The sequence below is a fragment of the Helicobacter sp. MIT 00-7814 genome, assembly GCF_003364115.1.
Taxonomy (GTDB): Bacteria; Campylobacterota; Campylobacteria; order Campylobacterales; family Helicobacteraceae; genus Helicobacter_F.
Genome location: NZ_NXLL01000031.1, coordinates 1 through 19,622 on the forward strand (window position 1 = coordinate 1; position 19,622 = coordinate 19,622).

19 protein-coding genes and 1 tRNA gene are annotated in these 19,622 nt (G+C 42.7%); 2 read left to right on the plus strand and 18 right to left on the minus strand.

The annotated features are described in order from the left end of the window. Positions 1-220 precede the first annotated feature (220 nt). The 14 genes from CQA49_RS08515 to hisC all read right to left on the minus strand — a co-directional run bounded on the left by CQA49_RS08515 (position 221) and on the right by hisC (position 14,115). Positions 221-922: a protein rfbJ gene (locus CQA49_RS08515; RefSeq protein WP_115575537.1), complete on the minus strand. Its 702-nt coding sequence runs from the start codon at positions 920-922 to the stop codon at positions 221-223. A 302-nt stretch (positions 923-1,224) separates the two neighbouring features. Then, complete coding sequence (locus CQA49_RS08520; RefSeq protein ID WP_115575538.1) at positions 1,225-1,482, minus strand: glycosyltransferase; 258 nt, start codon at positions 1,480-1,482, stop codon at positions 1,225-1,227. A 146-nt stretch (positions 1,483-1,628) separates the two neighbouring features. Then, positions 1,629-2,651, minus strand: a complete 1,023-nt coding sequence (gene hemE, locus CQA49_RS08525; protein ID WP_115575539.1) for a uroporphyrinogen decarboxylase — start codon at positions 2,649-2,651, stop codon at positions 1,629-1,631. A gap of 27 nt (positions 2,652-2,678) precedes the next feature. Beyond that, complete coding sequence (locus tag CQA49_RS08530; RefSeq protein ID WP_115575540.1) at positions 2,679-3,707, minus strand: aspartate-semialdehyde dehydrogenase; 1,029 nt, start codon at positions 3,705-3,707, stop codon at positions 2,679-2,681. A 79-nt stretch (positions 3,708-3,786) separates the two neighbouring features. Beyond that, on the minus strand, positions 3,787-4,656 hold the full coding sequence (locus CQA49_RS08535; RefSeq protein WP_115575541.1) for an energy transducer TonB: 870 nt from the start codon (positions 4,654-4,656) through the stop codon (positions 3,787-3,789). Continuing rightward, positions 4,640-5,809 carry a hypothetical protein gene (locus tag CQA49_RS08540; protein WP_115575542.1) on the minus strand — a complete coding sequence of 390 codons (1,170 nt, stop codon included), beginning with the start codon at positions 5,807-5,809 and terminating at the stop codon, positions 4,640-4,642. Before CQA49_RS08540 ends, CQA49_RS08535 begins: the two co-directional genes overlap by 17 nt. Positions 5,810-5,866: 57 nt before the next feature. Then, entirely contained in the window at positions 5,867-6,220 is a 354-nt protein-coding gene (gene fliN, locus CQA49_RS08545) for a flagellar motor switch protein FliN (protein ID WP_115575543.1), read from the minus strand. After that, complete coding sequence (locus CQA49_RS08550; RefSeq protein ID WP_115575544.1) at positions 6,220-6,633, minus strand: chemotaxis protein CheX; 414 nt, start codon at positions 6,631-6,633, stop codon at positions 6,220-6,222. Before CQA49_RS08550 ends, fliN begins: the two co-directional genes overlap by 1 nt. A gap of 51 nt (positions 6,634-6,684) precedes the next feature. Next, positions 6,685-7,329 (minus strand): endonuclease III, encoded by a 645-nt coding sequence (nth, locus tag CQA49_RS08555; protein WP_115575545.1) that lies wholly within the window; start codon positions 7,327-7,329, stop codon positions 6,685-6,687. Between the two features lie 97 nt (positions 7,330-7,426). Continuing rightward, positions 7,427-9,316: a 1-deoxy-D-xylulose-5-phosphate synthase gene (gene dxs, locus CQA49_RS08560; protein WP_181882654.1), complete on the minus strand. Its 1,890-nt coding sequence runs from the start codon at positions 9,314-9,316 to the stop codon at positions 7,427-7,429. 83 nt (positions 9,317-9,399) lie between these two features. After that, positions 9,400-10,209 (minus strand): flagellar assembly protein FliH, encoded by an 810-nt coding sequence (gene fliH, locus CQA49_RS08565; RefSeq protein ID WP_115575546.1) that lies wholly within the window; start codon positions 10,207-10,209, stop codon positions 9,400-9,402. Continuing rightward, entirely contained in the window at positions 10,196-11,227 is a 1,032-nt protein-coding gene (fliG, locus tag CQA49_RS08570; RefSeq protein WP_115575547.1) for a flagellar motor switch protein FliG, read from the minus strand. The genes fliH and fliG overlap by 14 nt, the downstream gene beginning before the upstream one ends. Positions 11,228-11,236: 9 nt before the next feature. After that, positions 11,237-12,946: a flagellar basal-body MS-ring/collar protein FliF gene (gene fliF, locus CQA49_RS08575; RefSeq protein WP_115575548.1), complete on the minus strand. Its 1,710-nt coding sequence runs from the start codon at positions 12,944-12,946 to the stop codon at positions 11,237-11,239. Between the two features lie 20 nt (positions 12,947-12,966). Next, positions 12,967-14,115, minus strand: coding sequence for a histidinol-phosphate transaminase (gene hisC, locus CQA49_RS08580; RefSeq protein ID WP_115575549.1), 1,149 nt, complete (start codon positions 14,113-14,115; stop codon positions 12,967-12,969). Between the two features lie 135 nt (positions 14,116-14,250). Between hisC and CQA49_RS08585 the strand changes: the two genes are divergently transcribed. Both CQA49_RS08585 and pyrC read left to right on the plus strand, forming a co-directional pair. Beyond that, complete coding sequence (locus CQA49_RS08585; RefSeq protein WP_115575550.1) at positions 14,251-15,654, plus strand: phosphomannomutase/phosphoglucomutase; 1,404 nt, start codon at positions 14,251-14,253, stop codon at positions 15,652-15,654. Between the two features lie 72 nt (positions 15,655-15,726). Continuing rightward, the gene (pyrC, locus tag CQA49_RS08590; RefSeq protein WP_115575551.1) at positions 15,727-16,833 is read left to right on the plus strand and encodes a dihydroorotase; all 1,107 of its coding nucleotides are present in this window, start codon (positions 15,727-15,729) and stop codon (positions 16,831-16,833) included. Between the two features lie 24 nt (positions 16,834-16,857). Here pyrC and CQA49_RS08595 read toward each other — a convergent pair whose 3' ends face one another. The 4 genes from CQA49_RS08595 to CQA49_RS08610 all read right to left on the minus strand — a co-directional run bounded on the left by CQA49_RS08595 (position 16,858) and on the right by CQA49_RS08610 (position 19,342). Beyond that, on the minus strand, positions 16,858-17,508 hold the full coding sequence (locus tag CQA49_RS08595) for a toxin (RefSeq protein ID WP_258864285.1): 651 nt from the start codon (positions 17,506-17,508) through the stop codon (positions 16,858-16,860). Between the two features lie 35 nt (positions 17,509-17,543). Beyond that, positions 17,544-18,329 carry a cytolethal distending toxin subunit B family protein gene (locus CQA49_RS08600; protein WP_258864286.1) on the minus strand — a complete coding sequence of 262 codons (786 nt, stop codon included), beginning with the start codon at positions 18,327-18,329 and terminating at the stop codon, positions 17,544-17,546. Positions 18,330-18,392: 63 nt separating this feature from the next. Beyond that, positions 18,393-19,169, minus strand: a complete 777-nt coding sequence (locus CQA49_RS08605) for a toxin (protein WP_115575553.1) — start codon at positions 19,167-19,169, stop codon at positions 18,393-18,395. 97 nt (positions 19,170-19,266) lie between these two features. Beyond that, positions 19,267-19,342, minus strand: a tRNA-Val gene (locus tag CQA49_RS08610). Between the last annotated feature and the right edge of the window lie 280 nt (positions 19,343-19,622).

Consider the following 19,622-nt stretch of genomic DNA (forward strand, 5'->3'; position numbering starts at 1 on the left):
CAAACATCACAATCGAGCTTACAATATAATGCACGCCCAAAAGATAAGTCAGCGCATAAAAGCCACCCCATTCACAAAGGCTTAAAATCCCACCTAAGAAAAAAAAGCGTAAAAGCTTATTTGAGATGATTTTATTTAGTAGATTCTTAGACATTTCCTAGCTTTATCCTTTAGAAGTTGCGCCTAGATACATTTCTTAGCTTATCCCTTGTGCGCTTGTCTAGTCTATTTTCTTGTGATTGAGATATGCTATTCTGCGAGATTCTCTATTGCCTCTCACAACTAAATGCGCGAGCATCCCAGCCACACCTAGCACCACTCCGATAACGCCCACGCCTACACATACAAATAGCGTAGGATACCTAGCCACTCTGCTTGTTTCTAAAAACTCTAAATAAATATCAACGCCAACGATAAGTGAAATTACAAAGCACAACGCACTTAAAAATCCAAACACAAGCAAAGGGCGCTCGGTAAAAAGCAGTTGGAAAATCATAAAAAGGATTTTAAAGCCATCTTTAAAAGTGTGAAGTTTAGAAAAGCTTCCTTGTGGGCGTGGTTTATACGAGGCTTCTATTTCATCGACACGTAAGTTTTGCTGCAAGGCAAAGACGCTTAGCTCTGTCTCTATTTCAAAGCCCTTGCTTTGTGCTGGGAAGCTTTTGACAAAAGCACGAGAAAAGATTCTATACCCGCTTAGCATATCATTAAACTGCTTACCAAAGAAAAGGGCTGCTGTGGTGCTTAGAAGTTTATTGCCAAAGCTGTGACCGATTCTATAATGTGCGCTATCTGATTTGCTACGAGCAATGTTTAACATATCTAATTGATTTGAATGCAAGTGTGCTATTGCGCGGGGCAAGATGCTTGTATCACATTGTGTATCCCCATCAATCATTACATAAATATCAGAATCTAGCAAAGCAAATGCATCAGCTATTACTGCGCCTTTGCCCTGTGTGGTGGTGGAAAAAAGGGAGAGTTTGGGCGAGGAAAAATGCTGTGTTAGGTGGCTAGGTGAATGGTTGGCTAAATGATTAAATGAAGGATTAGAATCTTTGGCTTGATTTATTTGGCTGGAATGAGGTTGATTAGGTTGAATTTGGTTTAAGCGGTTAGAATCTTGATTAAAAGAAAATTGATTGGGTTGTAGGATTCTATTATGTTGGTTGGAAGTTAAAGAATCTTGATTGTTAGAAGTTGTAAAATCTTTAGATTCTGCTTTTAAAGAGCTGTATTGCCCCCCCCCCTAATAGCAAAATTAAAATCTTTGACTTGAGCGTTTATTTGGGAATCTATTTGTGAATTTATTTGTAAGGAATTGATTTTTTCTAGCACGAGATTTTTTGAATTATCTGTTGAATTATTATCAAAGACTGCGATATGTGCTTGAGGTAAGGCAACAGAGACTTCATCAATGACTTGCAAAATCGTGCGCTCTTCGTTGTAGCAAGGGATAATAACGCTAATCCTAGGAGACATTGTGATTCCTTAATAAGATATAAAATCAAAGATTTTTATTTAGGTTTTTAAACAATAGCGAATAAAATAGCTTCGGATTTTAGCTAAAAAGAGGGGGAATGGCAAGGGGTGTGAAAAAATTAAACCCCACAAACTGCTAAAACTCCCTAACGCTTTGTGCGCTCATGCACCATTTTGACAAGCTCGATGGCGTTTTGGCGTGGAAGATCTGGGATCATGCCATGTCCTAGGTTAAAAATATGTCCGCCATTTTTTCCCATTATTTTAATAATAGAATCCACGCCCTGCGCCATTTGCTCCATATCATACAGCCTTGCTGGCTCTAAATTCCCCTGCAACACATACTTTGCGCCCAGCTTTGCTTTGGCAAGCTCTAGCGGTGTGCTCCAATCCACGCCAAACACATCAAACTCCCCATCTATGGAATCCAAAAACCCTGCAATTCCCTTTGGGAAGCACATTACAGGGATATGCGGATATTTATTTTTGAGATATTTTGCGATGTCCTTAATGTAGCGCCAGCTAAACTCCAAATACGCCTCTTTCTCTAGCGCGCTAGCCCAGCTATCAAAGATCTGCACGGCATTTGCGCCAGCTTCTATCTGCGCGCTCAAATACCCCTTAAGCTCCTCGCTAATCTTTGCCAACAGCGCGTGCAAAAGCGCAGGCTCGCTATAAAGCATTTTTTTGCTTTTTGCATAAGTTTTGCTCCCCTGCCCCTCTATCATATAGGTTGCAAGCGTCCATGGCGCGCCACAAAAGCCAATAAGCGCCTTATCTTTTGCAAGCTTTTGACGCACGGAACTCACCGTATCATAGACATAAGAGAGATTTTTATACGCACCGACTTTGAGACTTTCCACATCGCGCGTGGATTCTATCGTGCGCGCAAACTTTGGACCCTCACCGCTTACAAACTCAAGCTCTAAGCCCATTTCATAAGGCACCACCAAAATATCGCTAAACAAAATCGCCGCATCAACGCCCAAAATATCCACCGGCTGCAGCGTCACCTCCGTTGCAAGCGCGACATTTTGACACAAGTCTAAAAAGCTCCCTGCCTTTTTGCGCACCTCTTTATACTCGCTTAAATACCTGCCTGCTTGACGCATAAGCCAAATTGGCGTATAAGGCGTCGGTTTCCTAAAACATGCATCGATAAAAATCATTCCTTATCCTTTTATTAAAATTTTATTTTAAGCGTTTTGCTTTATCCACTCTTGAGCGATTCTCACGGCATTTGTCGCAGCACCCACGCGGATTTGATCTGCTACGCACCAAAGATGCAAAATCTTTTTGTCAAAATTATCCACACGAATGCGCCCCACATAGGTTTCATCGGTATCTGTGGCGATGAGTGGCATGGGATATTCTTTGGCTTGTGGGTTGTCAAAAAGCACGATATTTGGCGCATTTTTGAGAATCTCGCGTGCAGATTCCGCGCTCACTTCTTGCTTAAACTTAATGCTAATCGCCTCGCTATGACTACGCAAAACAGGCACACGCACGCAAGTTGCGCTTAGCTCGAAGTTTGAGTGCATAATTTTATTTGTCTCATTTATCATTTTCATCTCTTCTTTGGTGTAGTCATTGTCTAGGAAAATATCGATATGCGGGATTACATTGAGCGCGATTCTGTGCGCGAATGCCTTTGGCTCGCAAGATTCCAAATCAAAGGCAAAGAATCTCTGCATTTGCGTCACAAGCTCTTCCATGCCACTTTTTCCCGCGCCAGAGACGGCTTGATAAGTGCTAACATCCACGCGCGTAATGCCAAAAGCCTTATGCAATGGTGCTAGGACTTGCACCATTTGAATTGTTGAGCAGTTTGGATTTGCCACAATGCCACATTTTTTGGCAAGCGCGATATCAGCGGGATTGACTTCAGGCACGACAAGCGGGATATTTTCTTGCATACGAAAAAAGCTCGTGTTATCAATCACAAGCGCGCCAGCTTTCACCGCGCTTGGAACGAAGCGCTCACTCACACTCCCGCCAGCGGAAAAAAAGGCGATTTCCACGCCATGTGTAGCAAAAACAGAATCTGTGGTTTCTAAAATCGTGTATTGTTTGCCTCTAAAACTCACGCTCTCTCCTGCACTGCGCGCACTTGCAAGCGGGATGAGATTTTTTACGGGGAAATTTTGCTCTTCTAAGATTTTTAGAATCTCCTCGCCCACAGCCCCGCTCGCACCGACAATCGCCACAACAAATTCTTTTTTCATCGCCTTAGAATCCTTTCTTAAAAATATCTTAAATTTTGCCAAAGTCCGCAAAAACGCGCATTATAGCAGAAAAATCCCATCAGTAGTAAAACAGCTCCATACTCACGCGGATTCTAATAAGCGTCTTGCTGATTGGGTGCGGATAGTCTTTGTAGGCGATTTCGATCGTGCGTTCAGAATTCCTATCCAAAATCACATAGCCCGAACTTTTGAGAAGTTTAAGCTCGGAAATATCGCCATTTGGATGCAAATAAAATTCCACGATATTCACACCCTGTTGTCCCAGCCTAATAGCATCCCTTGGATATGTGAGGTAGCGCGCGGTGATGCGCCCGATATCGCGCAAATTGTTAATAATAAAATCGCGCTCCACCACGCCATAATCGCCAAACTCCTCGCCATAAAGCTCTATAACATCGCGCTTGGTGATAGAATCCACATTGCTATATTGCGAGAGAATGCGCGAAAGGGGTGCCGGCTCTTTGGCTTGCACGCCACTTTGAGAGTTAAGGCTTAGGGATTGGAGATTAAGAGATTCTGGCGTGTTTTGCGCGTTTTGGGAATTTTTAGAATCTTGCGCGCTTTTAGAATCCTTAGAATCTTGATTTGGACTTTGTAAGTTTCTTTCAGATTCTCTTTTATTTTGAGAATCTTTAGAATCTTTTTGGGTGCTTTTTTGCGGATTGCTTGAGCTTTGGCTTTGCGTAGTTGGCGGGATTGGCGCGCCTTGTGGTGCGCGTGCAAGATTTGCATGTGTGTTTGGCGCATCTTTGAGAAAACCAGAGATTTTGATTTTTTGCGGATTTTGCCCTGTGCCACTTTTAAAGCGCAGATTTTCACTCTGCCAAAAATACACAATGACAAGCACCGCGATTATCGCGCTATGGAGCAAAAATGAAAAAAGCAGACTAAAAGATAGGCGCTTGTTTGGGTTAGATTCTCTGGTCATTTTGCAGGCGTTTGAGGCGTTGCTCTTTTTGCTCTAGGAGTTTTGCAAACTGCGAATCCTCGATGATTAGGTTATTTTGGATATTGACATCTTCGCTTGCGCCATTTGCATTGTAGCGATCAAGCAAGGTGTTCCCATGCTCGCCCATAAGCACCAAATAGCGGTAATTACCCGCTTCGATGACGACAAGATTATTTTTAGAATCTATTCTCTTTTGCAGGCTCACTTTGAGATTTTTTCCTTTTGCAAGGTTTTTCCCATTTGGCTGAAAGACGCCATTTTGCGCGAGCAAGGAGGCGAAGTTGCGCTCCTTTGGCTTCAAAAAGCCCTTCACCCACAAAAGCACCAGCACCAAAAGCACCATCACGCCAATCACAGCCAAATAGCGCCAAGTCTCTAACTCTAAAATATTTTTCCCAAAAGGCAAAAGTATGTTTTGGGAATCTTGCGTAGTTTGGGTTGTTTGTGCGGATTCTTTTATCGTGTTTTCTTGCGGGGCGCTATTTTGTGGATTTTGTGCTTGCGTTTGCGCGCGATTTTGCGGATTCTGTGTATTTTGTGGATTTTGGGAATCTAGCGTGCCTTGTGAATTTTGCTTCTCTTTGAGATTGTGTAAATTTATTTCTTTTGGCTCATTTTGCACGAAATTTGGCGGTTTTGGGAGAGTTAGCATTTGCGCGCTAATATCGCTTTGTGCGTCGCTTTTTTGCGTGGTTTGCGCGCCTTGCGCGGGCGAAGTTTGCAATGTTTTATTCATTAGCATTTCAAGATGCGTTGGCGGGGGCGTGATTTTTTTAAACACAATTTTATAAGTCTGCAAATCCTTTGAGACGCTTACTTCTACTTCCATTTCCTTTGGATTCCCAACGCCTAAGATATACAAAGATTCAGTAATGTTAAAAACCTGCACCTCGCTAAGGAACGAGCCACTTATACGCTTATTTTGGCGCATAGCGCTTGCATTATCAAAAATCACGCCTTTATATTCATCTTGCAAAGTCGTGCGTGGCGTGAGCGTGTAGGGCGTGTCAAAGTAAAGCAAAACCTCATTTTTATCCGCACCTGTGAGAATCTCCACCTTTTGAGCCTGCACGCCAAAGCAAGGCGCAAGCCCAAACAAACAGGCAAAAAAGAGAATCCGCGCTAGCTTCATAATCCTAACCTTTTAAATTCTTATAAAAATTTTATTCTCAAGCCCTTTCAAGCTTTTTTAAACCTTTTCGCGCGTGAGGTAATACACAATCGCATTAGAATCCAAAATCTCATTAATACGAATAGCGAGGTTTTTCTCATATACCATCACTTCGCCCTTCCCTATCACGCGTCCATTTACAAATGTCTCTATGCTCTCTCCCGCAGGCTTGCCAAGATCGATTATCGAGCCTTTTTCAAACTTCAAAATCTCACCTAAGGGAATCTTCGTGCTACCAAGCTCGGCGTTAAAAACGACTTCCATATCAAGCAAGCCATTGTAATTTTGCATCATATCTTCAAGATATGTCGCAAGCTCGATTTCCTTTGCAGTGTGGATTCTCTGTTTGTCTAGGATTGAATCTCCAGCCATTATTTCACGCTCCTCATATAAATCCCGCAATGTCCGCGTTTAAGCTTAAAATGCAGTCCGCTATCATAATCCTTAAGCAATTTGTATCCCACATAGGTTGGCACAGAAATATTGAAGTTTTTTTGCTTCTTAGCAGCGATGACTTTTGCATGCCCCACAACGAGATTTGCAAGCTCTTTTGCCATATCTTCAAGCGCGTCTTTGCTAGGATTTAACTCATCGATTAAATGCGCGCAAAAGATTCTCAAAAATGCCTTATCAAAAAGCAAAAACACATCTTTACTCACCTTGCCATTTTCAAGCATACTAATCTTTGTCAAATACCCTTTTTTGAGCGGAAGAATAGAATCCTTTGGGCTCTGCGAAATGCTTTCCTGCACGACTTCCATAAAGCTTTGATGAATGATATCCATGTCCTAAGTCCTTATGATAGAGTAAAGCTTACATTATAAATATTTTGTCGTTTATCTTGGCTTAAAGTTCTCTTTATTTTTGCACAAATCGCTGACAAAACATTCCGCGCAGTTTGGCTTTACCGCCTTGCAAACATAGCGCCCAAAAAGCACAAAGGCTTGATGCAAAATAGAAAGATTGTCTTTAAATTTTTTAGTAAGTTCAGATTCTGTCTCAAGCGCGCTCTTTGCGTAGCTCAATCCCAAACGATGCGAAGTGCGAAAAACATGCGTATCCACCGCCATATAATTTGCTTCAAAAAATTCTATTAACACCACATTTGCCGTCTTTTGTCCCACGCCTGCGAGGCTTTTAAGCTCTTCTTGCGTGGTGGGAATTGCGCCGTTAAAATCTTGCATCACTTGTTGCGCCATTTTAAGGAGATTCTGCGCTTTGTTGTTAAAAAATGAAACGGATTTTATAAGCTCTTTTATATCCTCTAACTTCGCGCAAGAAAGCGCCTTAACATTTGGATAACGCGCAAAAAATGCGGGCGTGACGATATTTACGCGCTTATCAGTGCATTGGGCGGAAAGCATCACGCACACGAGCAGCTCATAGATATTGTGATACACAAGCTCAGTTTTTGCGTTTTTATATTGCGCTAAAAAGCGCTTTTTAATCTCGCTAATCTCGGCTTTCGTGGCTTTTTTCATAAACGCTAGATTCCTTAAAAATAAAGTTTTGTAAAGAAATATTTTAACATTTTTTAAAATTGCTTTTTTGGCTGTTTCAAAATCTTAGCGTAAAAATTTATTGCTCATTTTTTGAAATATATGTCTTTATTTTTTCTGCCAAAGAGTGAGAATCTAAGCCAATGGCGCGCTCTATGGCTTCGGTTTTGCCATGCGGGATAAACTCGCTTTTAATTTCAAAGCTGTAAAGTTTGATTGCGCTTTCTCTAAATGCGCGAGATTCTAAAATCGCACTTCCCACGCCACCGCAAATATAACTATCGCTTAGCACAAAGGCATATTCATAGCGTGCAAACTGCGCTTTTAGGCACTCTTCATCTAAAGGCTTTACAAAGCGCAAGTCTAAGATTCCAACTTCTATGCCTTGAGTTTTTAGAATCTCACTCACTTCGTAAGCGCGCCCAACGCCATTCCCATAGCCTACAAGCAAAATCTTTGCGCCTTCTTGCAGGATCTGCGCTTTGCCTAAAATAAAATCCTCTTGCTTGAGAGCTTGCGCACTTTGCAAATGCGTTAAAGAATCTAGCACAAACTTTCCGCGTGGGTAGCGAAACGCGCAAGGGCTTTCATTATAATTAACTGCAAAGCTAATCGCGTGCTTTAAAGATTCGCTATCGCGCGGGGCGAAAAGCACCATATTTGGGATAATACGCAGATACGCAATGTCAAGCAACCCCTGATGTGTCTCGCCATCTTCGCCAACAATGCCCGCTCTATCAATCGCAAAGCGCACCGGCAGGCTCATAATGCTCACATCATGGATTATCGCATCAAAGGCACGCTGCAAAAATGTCGAGTAAATCGCCACAAAGGGAATAAAGCCCTCTTTTGCCATTGCCGCCATTGAAGTAACTGCGTGAGGCTCGGCAATTGCAACATCCCAAAAGCGCGTTTCATCATATTCTATAAGAGAATCTAGCCCCGTGCCACTTGGCATTGCCGCGGTAACGCCGACAATTTTTGGATTTTGCTTTGCAAGCGCTAAAAGCGTTTGGCTAAAAATCTGCGTAGGTGCGGGTGTGCTCGCGCTACTTTTAGTAGATTTGCCTGTTTGTAAGTCAAAAGGGCTTACGCCATGCCACTTTTCAAAGCGCCCTTCAGCTATCTCATAGCCCTTGCCCTTGGTGGTTTGCGCGTGGATAATGACGGGATTTTTGAGCTCTTTTGCCTTTTGCAAGGTAGAAATCACAAGCTCAATATTATGCCCATCAATTGGTCCGATATAATCAAGCCCCAGCTCCTCAAACAGCAAGCCCGGCGTAATGAGCTTAAAAGATTCTTCAAAGCGCTTGGCAAGGTAAGAGGCAGATTCTGGCATTTTGGTAAGGATATTTTTCACGCGCGCGCGTAAGGACTGATAAGTGGGCGTGGCGAGAATCTGGGAAAGATAGTTACTAATTGCGCCTATTGGCTTTGAGATACTCATTTCATTGTCATTTAAAATGATAATGACAGGATATTTGCGCGCGCCTAATTCATTGAGCGCTTCATACACGAGCCCTGCGCTCATTGAGCCATCGCCGATAAGCACGATTGGGATATTTTCTTTATTTTCAAGTGCAAAGCTCTTTGCCGCGCCCACGGCAAGCGAAATCGAGGTTGAGCTATGCCCAGCGATAAAATAATCGCTCGCAGATTCTTTAGGATTGCAAAATCCGCTTATACCGCCAAACTGCCTAAGGCTCTCAAAGCAATCCCATCTATCAGTAAGAAGCTTGTGCGTGTAGGCTTGATGGCTCACATCAAAAATAAAGGGATCTTGCTTGCAATCAAATACCGCGTGCATTGCAATAATAAGCTCGACTGCGCCAAGAGTTGAACTTAAATGCCCGCCATTTTTGCTTACTACGCTTAAGATTCTCGCGCGCACACCGAGGGAAAGCGCTTGTAATTCCTCTGAATCCATCTCGCTTACTTTTTTTTGAGCAAGTAGATTCTTTGCAACCATCTGCGCTTTATCTATTTGCAAATCAAGCTCTTGCGGGCGATTTTGCGCAAGGTGTGGCATTGGCGCGCTTTTTTCCTGCATGATTATTGCTCTTTAATATTTTCTAAAATGGATTGCTTCATATTTTTGTAGCGATTAAGGATATTGCCATCGATATTGCCCTCACTACTTAGCACCACCACACCACCGAGCGCTACTGCGTTATCCGCGAGAATCTCCACTTTTTGCAAATCCTTTAACTGCTCTTTTAGATACAAATAATCCTGCGGATTGACTTTGAGCTTGATATTTGTCGCGTCCATTATAGAGTGCAAAAGCTCATGTGAAAGCGCCAGCGCCACTTTTTGACTATTTTCCTCCACTTCTTTGACAATGACTTCTTTTGCAATATCCACCGCAATCGCGCTTAGCTCTTTTTCCAACGCCTCAAGGTGCTTCTGCGAGCCTTTAAGCGTGTCTTCAAGTGTGATGATAGAATCTACAAGCGCCTTTTTTTGCGTGTTTATCTCGTCCTCTAATTCCTTTTTTATGTCCTCTTTGGCTTGATTGTAGCCATCTTTGTAGCCTTCATCTTTAGCGCTTGCGATTTGCTCTTTGCTTTGTGTTTCAAGCTTTTCAAACTGCATTTCAAGCTTAGCTAGAGAATCTGAGAGATTATCGCTTTTTGCTAGCAGTTTTTCGACAATCTCTCTATGCCAATCAGGCTCTAAAAACATGCTTTTTTGCTCGCTTGTGGGCGTTGGCGTATCTAGCATGTTTTGAGAATCTTGCGCAGATTCTACGCTTTGCGCCTCTTTTTCTTTCGCTGTGATGGACTTAAACTCATATTTACTAATATTGTGAGTTTGCGTGCTTTGGCTGTTTATGATATTTTCTTGATTAAACAATGACATCGTCCTGTTCGCCTAATTGAATTAGACCTTGCTCTGATAGGGTTTGCACGACTTCGACAATCTTTCTTTGTGCATTTTCCACATCGCGCACTTTTACCGCGCCTAGGAATTGCATTTCCTCAATAAACTGCTCGCTGGCACGCTGGCTCATATTTGCCATAAATTTTTGCTTCAAATCATCGCCTGCAGACTTAAGCGCAAGGGTAAGATCTTTTTTATCAGCAATTTTGAGAATCTCCCTAATCGCGTTATTATCGAGTTTGTTAATGTCTTCAAAAGTAAACATCATCTCTTTAATCTCTGTGGCTAGTTGCTCATCGATTTGCTCAATATGCGCGATTGTGGCTTTGGCAGCTTTTTGTCCTAAGCGGTTAAACATCTCTGCCACGCTCCTTGTTCCTCCAACCTCAACTTTGTAGCTTGTAAGAGATTCTAGTTTGTTTTCTAGCACTGCAGAAACGCGCTTCACCACACTTGGGGAAATATCGCCTAAGTTTGCCATTCTAATCGCCACTTCCGCGCGTAAATCATCAGAAAAATATCCCAAAGTCTCCGCCGCACTGCCTGCGTCCATATGCGCGAGGATTAGCGCGATAGTTTGTGGGTGCTCGTTAATAATAAAGTCCGCGAGCTGTTGAGGGCGGATTTTTGAAAGATAGGCAAAGTTTTTGGCTGATTGCATTGTTTTGGCAAGCTTATCCAAAATCGCTTTTGCCGCTTCTGGTCCAAGCGCTTTAATAAGCAAATCGCGCGCATAGTCCAAACCGCCGGTATTGATGTATTGATTAGATTGAAAAATAACCCAAAATTCCTCTAAAATCGCCGCGCCTATGCTTTTGTCCGTGCTACCAAGTTGCGCGATTTGCTTAGAAATTTCCGTAATCGCATCAATATCTAAATAGTGAAAAACCTCACTTGTAATATCATCGCCAAGCTGGATAAGCAAAATAGCGATTTTCTCTGACATTGAGAGTTCATCATATTGCGCGCGCTGGCGCGGTGAGAGATTGATTGCCATAGTGCCTCCTTATGGATTTGAGCTGATTTCTAGCTCATCTTTGATAAGCGATTGGAAAAGCGCAGCCACTTCCTCTGGGCGCTCAGAGACGACATTACGCATACGCTCCAAAATCACTTCGTATTTTACTTCATCTTCATTAAATCCGCCACCAAGTCCGAGCTGATCCTCTACGCGTTTTCTCAAATCGCTAAATTTATTCAAATCTTCATCGTCATCATCAAGCTGTAGTAGGGATTCCACTTCTTCCTCTTCGTCCTCCTGCACCTCAAGCATACGCTCGGTAAATGGCGCGACAATCTTTTTGTAAAAAATGAAAAGCACCAATCCCACAAGAAGATATTTAATAAGTGGCATAAATGGTCCGAGATATTTTTCAACATTGTCTGAAAAGCTCTCCCACGCGTCTTTTGGCTTGTAGTTTGCAGTGGCAGCGTTAAGCTCGAAATTTGTAATTTTCACAAAATCCCCGCGCTCCTCTTTATACGCCACAACGCCTTTGACAATATCTTCAATCTCTTTTAAATCACGCTCACTGCGCGGGACATACTCTAGCTTTTTTTCGCCATTTTCGCCAGTCACTTCCCTATAAGTCCCATCTACCACCACGCCCGCACTAATTCTTACAAGCTTGCCGATAGGTCCTTTTATCTCGCTCACGGTTCTATCTACGCGGTAATTTTTTGTCTCATCAGTTTTGCTTTTTTCACTCAACACATTCGCATCATCTAAGCCCTGCACTGGTCCGATATTGCTCACCACGCCGGGCACGCCACCTATTGGCGTTTCGCGCACACCTTTTTCATGCTCTTCAATATTGCGCTCTGCCTCCACGACATTGTTTCCAAAAATCTCTTGCGTTTGGCGCACTTGTGAAAAATCATATTCCAAACTCACCTGCGCGCGCACGCGTGTTTCATCGCCTACAATGCCTTTGAGCGCCTCGATAATCTTATTTTCATAAGTTTTTTCCTGCGCGATTTGGTATTTTCTTTGCTGTTCGGCTAGCTTGATAAGCCCGGAAGCTGTGCTAAATTCCGTCATTTCGCCGAGCAAATCCCCATCTTGATTAATGATTTTTACCCTATCAGGCGTGAGATTTGTCACCGACGCAGCGACAAGATTCTTAATCCCTGCAATTTGAGCCTGTGTGAGATCCATTCCTTGTCGCAGTTGGATTTTCACTGATGCAGTTGGTGGGATATTTTGCCTACTAAAGACGGATTTTTCCGCAGGCGCGATAAGCACGCTTGCAGATTCAATAGCAGTGATACTTTCGATAGTTTTTGTCAGCTCGCCTTCAACCGCAAGCTGGAATTTTGTCTGCTCTCTAAAGTCCGTATCGCCGAGATTCTGATTTTCAATAAAATCACTAAAACTAATCTTTTTACCCTGTCTTGGAATCCCGATCGAAGCAAGCGCAATGCGCTGTTCATAGACTTTGTCACTTGGCACAAGGATTGTATTATCAGCAGGGATTTTATAGGGAATCTTATTTTGCTGTAGATTCTGCAAAATAAGCGCGCTATCTTGTGGCTCGATACCATTAAAAAGGACGGAATAGCCCTCATACTCGCTTTTCTCATCAACGCGAAAAAGCACAAGATAAGTCAAAAAAGAAATAATCACAACAAGCGTAGCAAGGATAATGATACGCTGACGCTTATTGATGCGCTTTAAAATTTTTGCGATTTGTTCTAAAATCAGCTGTATATTCATCGTGTCCCTTACTTTAAGATTTATTTATTAAGCCCTAAAAAGTCGCTAAAAAGCTCTAGCACTCTTTTATTTTGCGCTTGCGTGCCGATAGTCACGCGAAAGGCGTTGAGATTATAGCTTTTCAGATTGCGTAAAATCACGCCTTTTTGCAAGCAAAAATCACAAAATTTGGTGCTGTCAAATTTTATGCTAGATTCATTTGCCACGCCTAGATTCTCATAAGAATCCCCAACAAAAGTAATAAAATTCGTCCAAGAAGGGATAAAAGCTATATTATGTGCCTTTGCGAAGTCCTCATACACGCGCATTTGCTTGAAATTTTCGCTCAAAGAATGCGTGATAAATTCTTCATCTTTCAATGCAGTAATGGCTGCTAGCAAGCTTAAAGTCGTAATATTAAAAGGTGGGCGCACTTTATGTAGCGCCTTAATCATCTCAACATTCCCAATCCCATAGCCTACGCGCATTCCACCTAAACCATAAGCCTTAGAAAATGTGCCTAGATAAATCACATTTGAAAATTTCTTTATCAAATCCGCAGGATCTATACCTTTTTGCGCGTCCTTAAAGCGCGCATATTCTTGATATGCACCATCAATCACCACAAGGCAAGATTCTAGGATTTGCTCTAAAAACGCATACAACGCGGAAAAATCTATACATTCCCCAAGCGGATTATTTGGCGCGCAGATAAAAATAATATCCGCATTTTCTTGTTTTTGCACCTCTAAAATCTCGTCCAAATCATGCGCGAGGCTTTGAGTTTTAAGAATCTTCGCGCCAAAAAGCTTTGCATAAATTTCATACATTGCAAAAGTCACGCCTGCTTGTAAAATCTTAAATTCCTCACTTGTCCCAGCGCGCGCATGTAGGCAAAATTCAATCACCTGATCGCTCCCAGAGCCAATAATAAGATTTTGAGAATCCACGCCAAATTTGCGCGCCAACGCCTCTTTTAGCTCATAATAAGAATCATCAGGATACAAACTTGCGGTATAGGCGTTATTTTTGAGTGCTTCTAGCACCTTTGGCGAAGTGCCATAAGGATTCTCATTGCTCGCAAGCTTAATGATACTTTCGCGCGCAATGCCATATTCACGCATCACAAGCTCTATTGGCTTGCCCGCTTCATAAGGCGCGATATGTTGCAAATGTGGATTAAAACGCATAGTTTGCCTTTATTTTGTATGGTGTGATAAAAAATGATTTTAGAAAAAATAATAAGGCGGATTGTATCTAATTTCTGCTAAAGTTTTTGTAAAATTCACTCGCTTAAAATCTTAAATTTTGCAGGAGTATCAAATATGAGTAAAGTTAGCAATTCTATCCAAAAAATCTTTAGAGAATACGACATTCGCGGGATTTTTGAAGAGGATTTAAATAAAGAAGTGGTGTTTAATATCGGCGCACAGCTTGGCAAGAGACTAAAAAATCTTAACGAAAAAAGCGTATGCGTGGGCTATGATGCGCGTGTGCATTCGCCTGTGTTGTTTTCATGGCTAAAAAGCGGGTTTGAAAGCGAGGGTATAGAAGTATATAATCTAGGGCTTATTCCCACACCTGTGGCGTATTTTGCCACTTACAATACAATTGATGGCGTGCAGTGTAAAAACTCTGTAATGATTACAGGCTCGCATAATCCACCACAATACAATGGCTTTAAAATCACCTTGCAAAATGCGCCTTTTTATGGCAAAGACATTACCGCGCTTGGCAAGGATTTAATCACGGAGTTTAGCGACTTTGTAGAATCCACAAAAGAATCTAAAAAGCTAAGTGCGCTAGATTCTTATATTTCCTTTTTAAGCACGCAGTTTAAGCATTTGGCAAATTTCCCTTACAAAATTGCCGTTGATTGCGGTAATGGCGTAGCTGGAGTGGCGATTGAAAAGGTATTACAGAATCTGCATATTTCTTATGAAGCGCTGTATTTTGAGCCTGATGGAAGCTTCCCAAACCACCACCCAGATCCTAGCGAAGAGCATAATTTAGAGGATTTAAAGCGCGCTATGAAAGAGAAAAACATTCCCATTGGAATCGCTTTTGATGGTGATGCGGACAGACTAGCGCTTTTAAGCACAAACTACAGCTACAAAGGCGATGAGCTAGCCATTCTCTTTGCGCGCGAAATGCACTCGCGCGGGATCATTCCGCAAGTCATCGGCGAGGTGAAATGCTCGCAGATAATGTATGATGAAATCAACAAAATTGGCAAGGCGCATATGTATAAAACCGGGCATTCTAATTTGAAAGTCAAACTAAAAGAGCTCGGCGCGCATTTGGCGGCTGAAATGAGCGGGCATATCTTTTTTAAAGAGCGCTATTTTGGCTATGATGATGCGATTTACTCGGCATTTAGGGCGTTGGAGTTGTTTTTAAAGCGCACACCAGCGCAAATTGAGGAAGAGATTTTGGCTTTGCCAAAAGCCTATTCCACACCGGAGGAAAAAATAAACACCACCGAAGAGCAAAAATTCGCGCTCATAGAATCTCTTAAGGCGAAACTACAAAATCCGCCAAAAGATTTTCCGCATATTAAAGAAATCATTAGCATCGATGGCTTGCGTGTGGTGTTTGACAATGGCTGGGGGCTTGTGCGCGCGAGTAACACAACGCCTGTGCTTGTGACGCGCTTTGAGGCAGATTCCAAAGAGCACGCGATGGAATACAAGCAAAAACTTTTGGATTTGTTGCAATCTTGCAAATAGAATCTTGCAAGTGAAAATCTTGCGTGGTTTCTCGATTTTAAGCATTATTTTAAACATTAAAGGAGGGGCGCGATGAAAAGTGTGGCAAAGTATTTTGAGGATTTTGCGATTTCTGATGAATTCCGCACGCTGGATTTAAAAAATCCGCTTGATATGCACTTACATTTGCGCGAAGGGGCGATGCTAGAATCTATCCTGCCTTTTAGCGCGCGTGATTTTCTCTCAAGCGTGGTAATGCCAAACCTAAGCACGCCAATCACCACCACCAAACAAGCGCTAGCGTATAAAGAGCAAATTCTTGCCCTCGCGCGCAAAAATGGCATCACAGCCTACGAACCTCTAATGACGCTTTATCTCACAAACGCGCTCACCAAAAAGGAATTGCGCGAGGCTAAGGCACAGGGCATTAAGATTCTCAAACTTTACCCAAAAGGCGCAACCACAAATAGCCAAAATGGCGTGAGCGAGGTTTTGGATTCTCATATTTTAGAGATTTTGCAAGATGCGCAAGAGCTTGATTTTATCTTGTCAATCCATGGGGAAAGCGCGGGATTCTGCCTTGAGCGGGAGTTTGAGTTTTTAGAAGTGTTTGCGACTTTGGCACGCACTTTCCCGCGCCTAAAAATCATCATCGAGCATATGAGCGCCTCGCGCTCAATCCCCACACTTGAAAAATATGAGAATCTCTACGCCACGCTAAGTTTGCACCATATTTTACTAAGCTTAGATGATGTGCTTGGCGGGGGATTGTATGCGGATTTGGTTTGCAAGCCGATGCTAAAGCGCCCGCAAGATAGCGAGGCACTTTTAAATCTCGCATTAAATGCGCATAAAAAGGTGAGCTTTGGATCAGATTCTGCCCCGCATTTGCGTAGCAAAAAATACGCGCCAAATGCACCCAGCGGGATATTTTCCGCACCTTCATTATTGCCTGTGTTGGCAAGTGTTTTTGCCTACCATAAAAGGCTAGAAAATCTGCAAGCCTTTGTAAGTGATAATGCGGTGAGAAATTATGATTTAAGCGCGTTTTTGCAAGGTGTTTTACAAAAAGAGAACTTGAGCGCGAAAATCGTGCGCTTAGAATCTAGCGGATACGAAATCCCACAAAGCGTGCCTTGCGAAAATGACTCAATAAACATCCTCTTTGGCGGACAAAAAAGCAGATATAAAGTGCTTTGAGTTAAGCTAATGCGCAAAATTAGCTTAGTTTTTTGGTTTTAGTGCTGAGGCGCGCATTAGTGGCGGTGTGAAAAAGAAAAGTTGCGTCGTATCGATATAAGTATCAAAATCAAGCGTGCAAGGCAAAATCCCTATGCGCTTATATTCTGGGATTTGAGGATTATCAAACATACTTAGGCATTCATTAGAATCTAGCACAAGCGAGCGGATTTGCACCGCGCCAGAACTCGTAGGGATAATGCTAAAAACGCTCTCTAGCTTACCACTTTGCAAATCCGCAAGGCAGGACTTTATCTCCAAAAAGCCACTTTCTGCAATCACTAGACAATTATCGCGCTTGCCCGGCTCCACAAACTGCACATAGCCAAAATCCCATTTATCGCGCAGTTTGTCCTTTTTGAGCAATTCACCTCTAAGCTGGAATTGTCGCAGCTGCCAATTTTGTGAGTTAAAATCCCCATTGCGCCTTACATTTATCGGAATCCCCGTGCGAAGATTGCGGATTTGAAAAGTATTTGTAATGTTTTCAAAATCATCAAAGCGCGGGGGATTTGTCTGCGCTATTACAGGGCTTGGCGATGTGTCCGCCTCTTTGAGAATATCTTTGATAGTATCTTGTGCCTCTTGTGTCAAAAGCATACTAGCGCACATTGCGAGCAATAGAAATTTTTTCATATCCTCTCCTTGAAATTTTTAAAATCTTTTAGAATCTATGGATCAAATCTCCTAAAATTCACCGGAAAATGATCTGATGTGAGCTGTGTGCGGAAATTTGCAAGCATGAGCAAAGCTAGCAATCCCGTTTGTGGCATTGTCCGCCCCGAGCTCCCAACCACAGCATAATCAAGCGTCCCACCACTGCGATGTGTGGCTTGATTTGGCGCGATGATTTCCACATGTATGCGCGTCTCAAGCCTTAGCTCATAGCGCAAATTCTCCGGTGAGCGGTTAAAATCCCCCATAATCATCCATCGCACATCTGGGTGATCTCGGAAATGCGCATACACTGCGTTGATAATCGCAACCGTATCTGTCCCGCCATTTGCCAACGCATGCGCAGAGAAAAAGGCGTCATTGCCTATGCGGATCCCAATAATAGGGCGCGAAACAGAGGTAGGCGGTGGGATAACGATAATATCATCAGCGACCCTACGCGAGACAATCGCAAGATTTACCCTATTTGCCCCCGCATCAACAGGCGAGTAATAAATAAACGCATACTCTGGGCGCGAGCGCGAGCCTAGCGACCATTGAAATTCTTGTATAGGTATGCTTCCAACACTTGCGATTGCCCTGCCTGTGGGCGTTGCGGTATGTGGCAGTGAGCCGGCTTCTTGTATAGCTAGCACATCGGCTGCATTTTCCCCACTGATAAGCTGACGCACGCTAACGCTCCATTTGCTCTCTGTGCTAGCAGATGAGCCTTGCAGATTCCAAGAAGCAGTTTTATAGTCTTCTGGTGCAGCAAAAAGCATACTTGCAAAACCGCCCATCATAGCCCACACAAAAGCCCATTTCACAAATATAAAGCGCGTAAAAAGATTTTTCATATTCTCTCCTTATCGATTATAAAGCGGTTTTACAAGAAATGGCGGTGGGATAATATACCACTGCTGATCGAGGTTGTTCCCGCCTGTGCAGGTTACAAGGTAGATTCCACTTACTTTGTGAAAATCACCAAACACATCACCAATCGGCGCGTGCAGACAGCGCCCAGTTCCGACATTTTTTAGCAAAAAAGCTTCATTCGTCATTGGTATAAGCTCAAAGCGCTGACTCATATTTGTTTCATCACAAGAAGTATGGATAACTCCCGTGCCATAGGCATTTGCGCAAGTGAAAGTTTTTGCATTTTCTAGCATAACTTGATTATCTTTAAAGAATCTAAAGCGCCACACCCGCGCATCGCCAAAGCCCACACTATCTGCAAGCGTGTAGCCCCATAGCCAATTTCCCCTCGCTAGCGCCCAAACCGTGAGTATCGCCCCTGCAGGCGAGCTAAGAGAGAAATAATCTCCCGTAGGCGAGCTAGGCGGTGAGCCTAAAAGTGGGCTTTTTGACGCGCCTTGCATATTTGACGCACTTTGTGCAAAGCCATCAAACCGCGTTTTTGGGCTTAAATCAAAAGTCTTGCCCTTATCATCTGCAAAATGTATCTTCCCAACCAAAAGCTCCGCCTTATTTGAAGGAAGCTTTGGTTTTGTGCCAATTTTTAGCGGATCAGAATCTTTAGGATTCCCAAAGGCGTTGCCTAGCGGATTTTCCCGCAAACCACACGCGCTAAACATAACCGCCAAAAAGCTAGCAAAAACCACAAATTTTAAAAAATATTTCATAGAAAAATCCTCAAACTTAAGGTTAAAAAACACACTATACCAAAGAAAAGAGTTAATACGAAGTTAATTTTTAAGAAAATTTGAAGCCCTGAAAGAATGGTGATCACGACTGGACTTGAACCAGCGACCACTACCATGTCAAGGTAGTGCTCTACCAACTGAGCTACGCGATCTTTTTTAGCAGTGGGTATTTTTGTAAATCCGCTAAAGATTCTAAACTTTGACAAAAACGCGCCAAAAATCAAACGCGCATTGTAGCTAAAAATATTTTAAGTTTGTTTAAAGTGGTTAAAAATCTGCAAGCGAGATTAGAATCTTGTTTGTATTTTTTCAAGATTCTGTTTTTTTCAGAATCCCTTAATTTTACCAAACACCACTTAGATGCTTAAAATGGGTTTTTTCGATAAGGGGGAGGGGGCTTGAATTAGCAAGCTCGCTCCCCTCCCCCTTATC

Coding starts and splice junctions, on each gene's coding strand:
- CQA49_RS08535 (WP_115575541.1), bottom strand. CDS start 4,656: ATGACCAGAGAATCTAACCCAAACAAGCGCCTATCTTTTAGTCTGCTT.
- hisC (WP_115575549.1), bottom strand. CDS start 14,115: ATGCGTTTTAATCCACATTTGCAACATATCGCGCCTTATGAAGCGGGC.
- CQA49_RS08530 (WP_115575540.1), bottom strand. CDS start 3,707: ATGAAAAAAGAATTTGTTGTGGCGATTGTCGGTGCGAGCGGGGCTGTG.
- CQA49_RS08605 (WP_115575553.1), bottom strand. CDS start 19,169: ATGAAATATTTTTTAAAATTTGTGGTTTTTGCTAGCTTTTTGGCGGTT.
- fliF (WP_115575548.1), bottom strand. CDS start 12,946: ATGAATATACAGCTGATTTTAGAACAAATCGCAAAAATTTTAAAGCGC.
- CQA49_RS08595 (WP_258864285.1), bottom strand. CDS start 17,508: ATGAAAAAATTTCTATTGCTCGCAATGTGCGCTAGTATGCTTTTGACA.
- pyrC (WP_115575551.1), top strand. CDS start 15,727: ATGAAAAGTGTGGCAAAGTATTTTGAGGATTTTGCGATTTCTGATGAA.
- fliN (WP_115575543.1), bottom strand. CDS start 6,220: ATGGCTGGAGATTCAATCCTAGACAAACAGAGAATCCACACTGCAAAG.
- CQA49_RS08540 (WP_115575542.1), bottom strand. CDS start 5,809: ATGAAGCTAGCGCGGATTCTCTTTTTTGCCTGTTTGTTTGGGCTTGCG.
- hemE (WP_115575539.1), bottom strand. CDS start 2,651: ATGATTTTTATCGATGCATGTTTTAGGAAACCGACGCCTTATACGCCA.
- CQA49_RS08600 (WP_258864286.1), bottom strand. CDS start 18,329: ATGATGGGCGGTTTTGCAAGTATGCTTTTTGCTGCACCAGAAGACTAT.
- dxs (WP_181882654.1), bottom strand. CDS start 9,316: ATGGTTGCAAAGAATCTACTTGCTCAAAAAAAAGTAAGCGAGATGGAT.
- CQA49_RS08520 (WP_115575538.1), bottom strand. CDS start 1,482: ATGTCTCCTAGGATTAGCGTTATTATCCCTTGCTACAACGAAGAGCGC.
- fliH (WP_115575546.1), bottom strand. CDS start 10,209: ATGTCATTGTTTAATCAAGAAAATATCATAAACAGCCAAAGCACGCAA.
- fliG (WP_115575547.1), bottom strand. CDS start 11,227: ATGGCAATCAATCTCTCACCGCGCCAGCGCGCGCAATATGATGAACTC.
- nth (WP_115575545.1), bottom strand. CDS start 7,329: ATGAAAAAAGCCACGAAAGCCGAGATTAGCGAGATTAAAAAGCGCTTT.
- CQA49_RS08550 (WP_115575544.1), bottom strand. CDS start 6,633: ATGGATATCATTCATCAAAGCTTTATGGAAGTCGTGCAGGAAAGCATT.
- CQA49_RS08585 (WP_115575550.1), top strand. CDS start 14,251: ATGAGTAAAGTTAGCAATTCTATCCAAAAAATCTTTAGAGAATACGAC.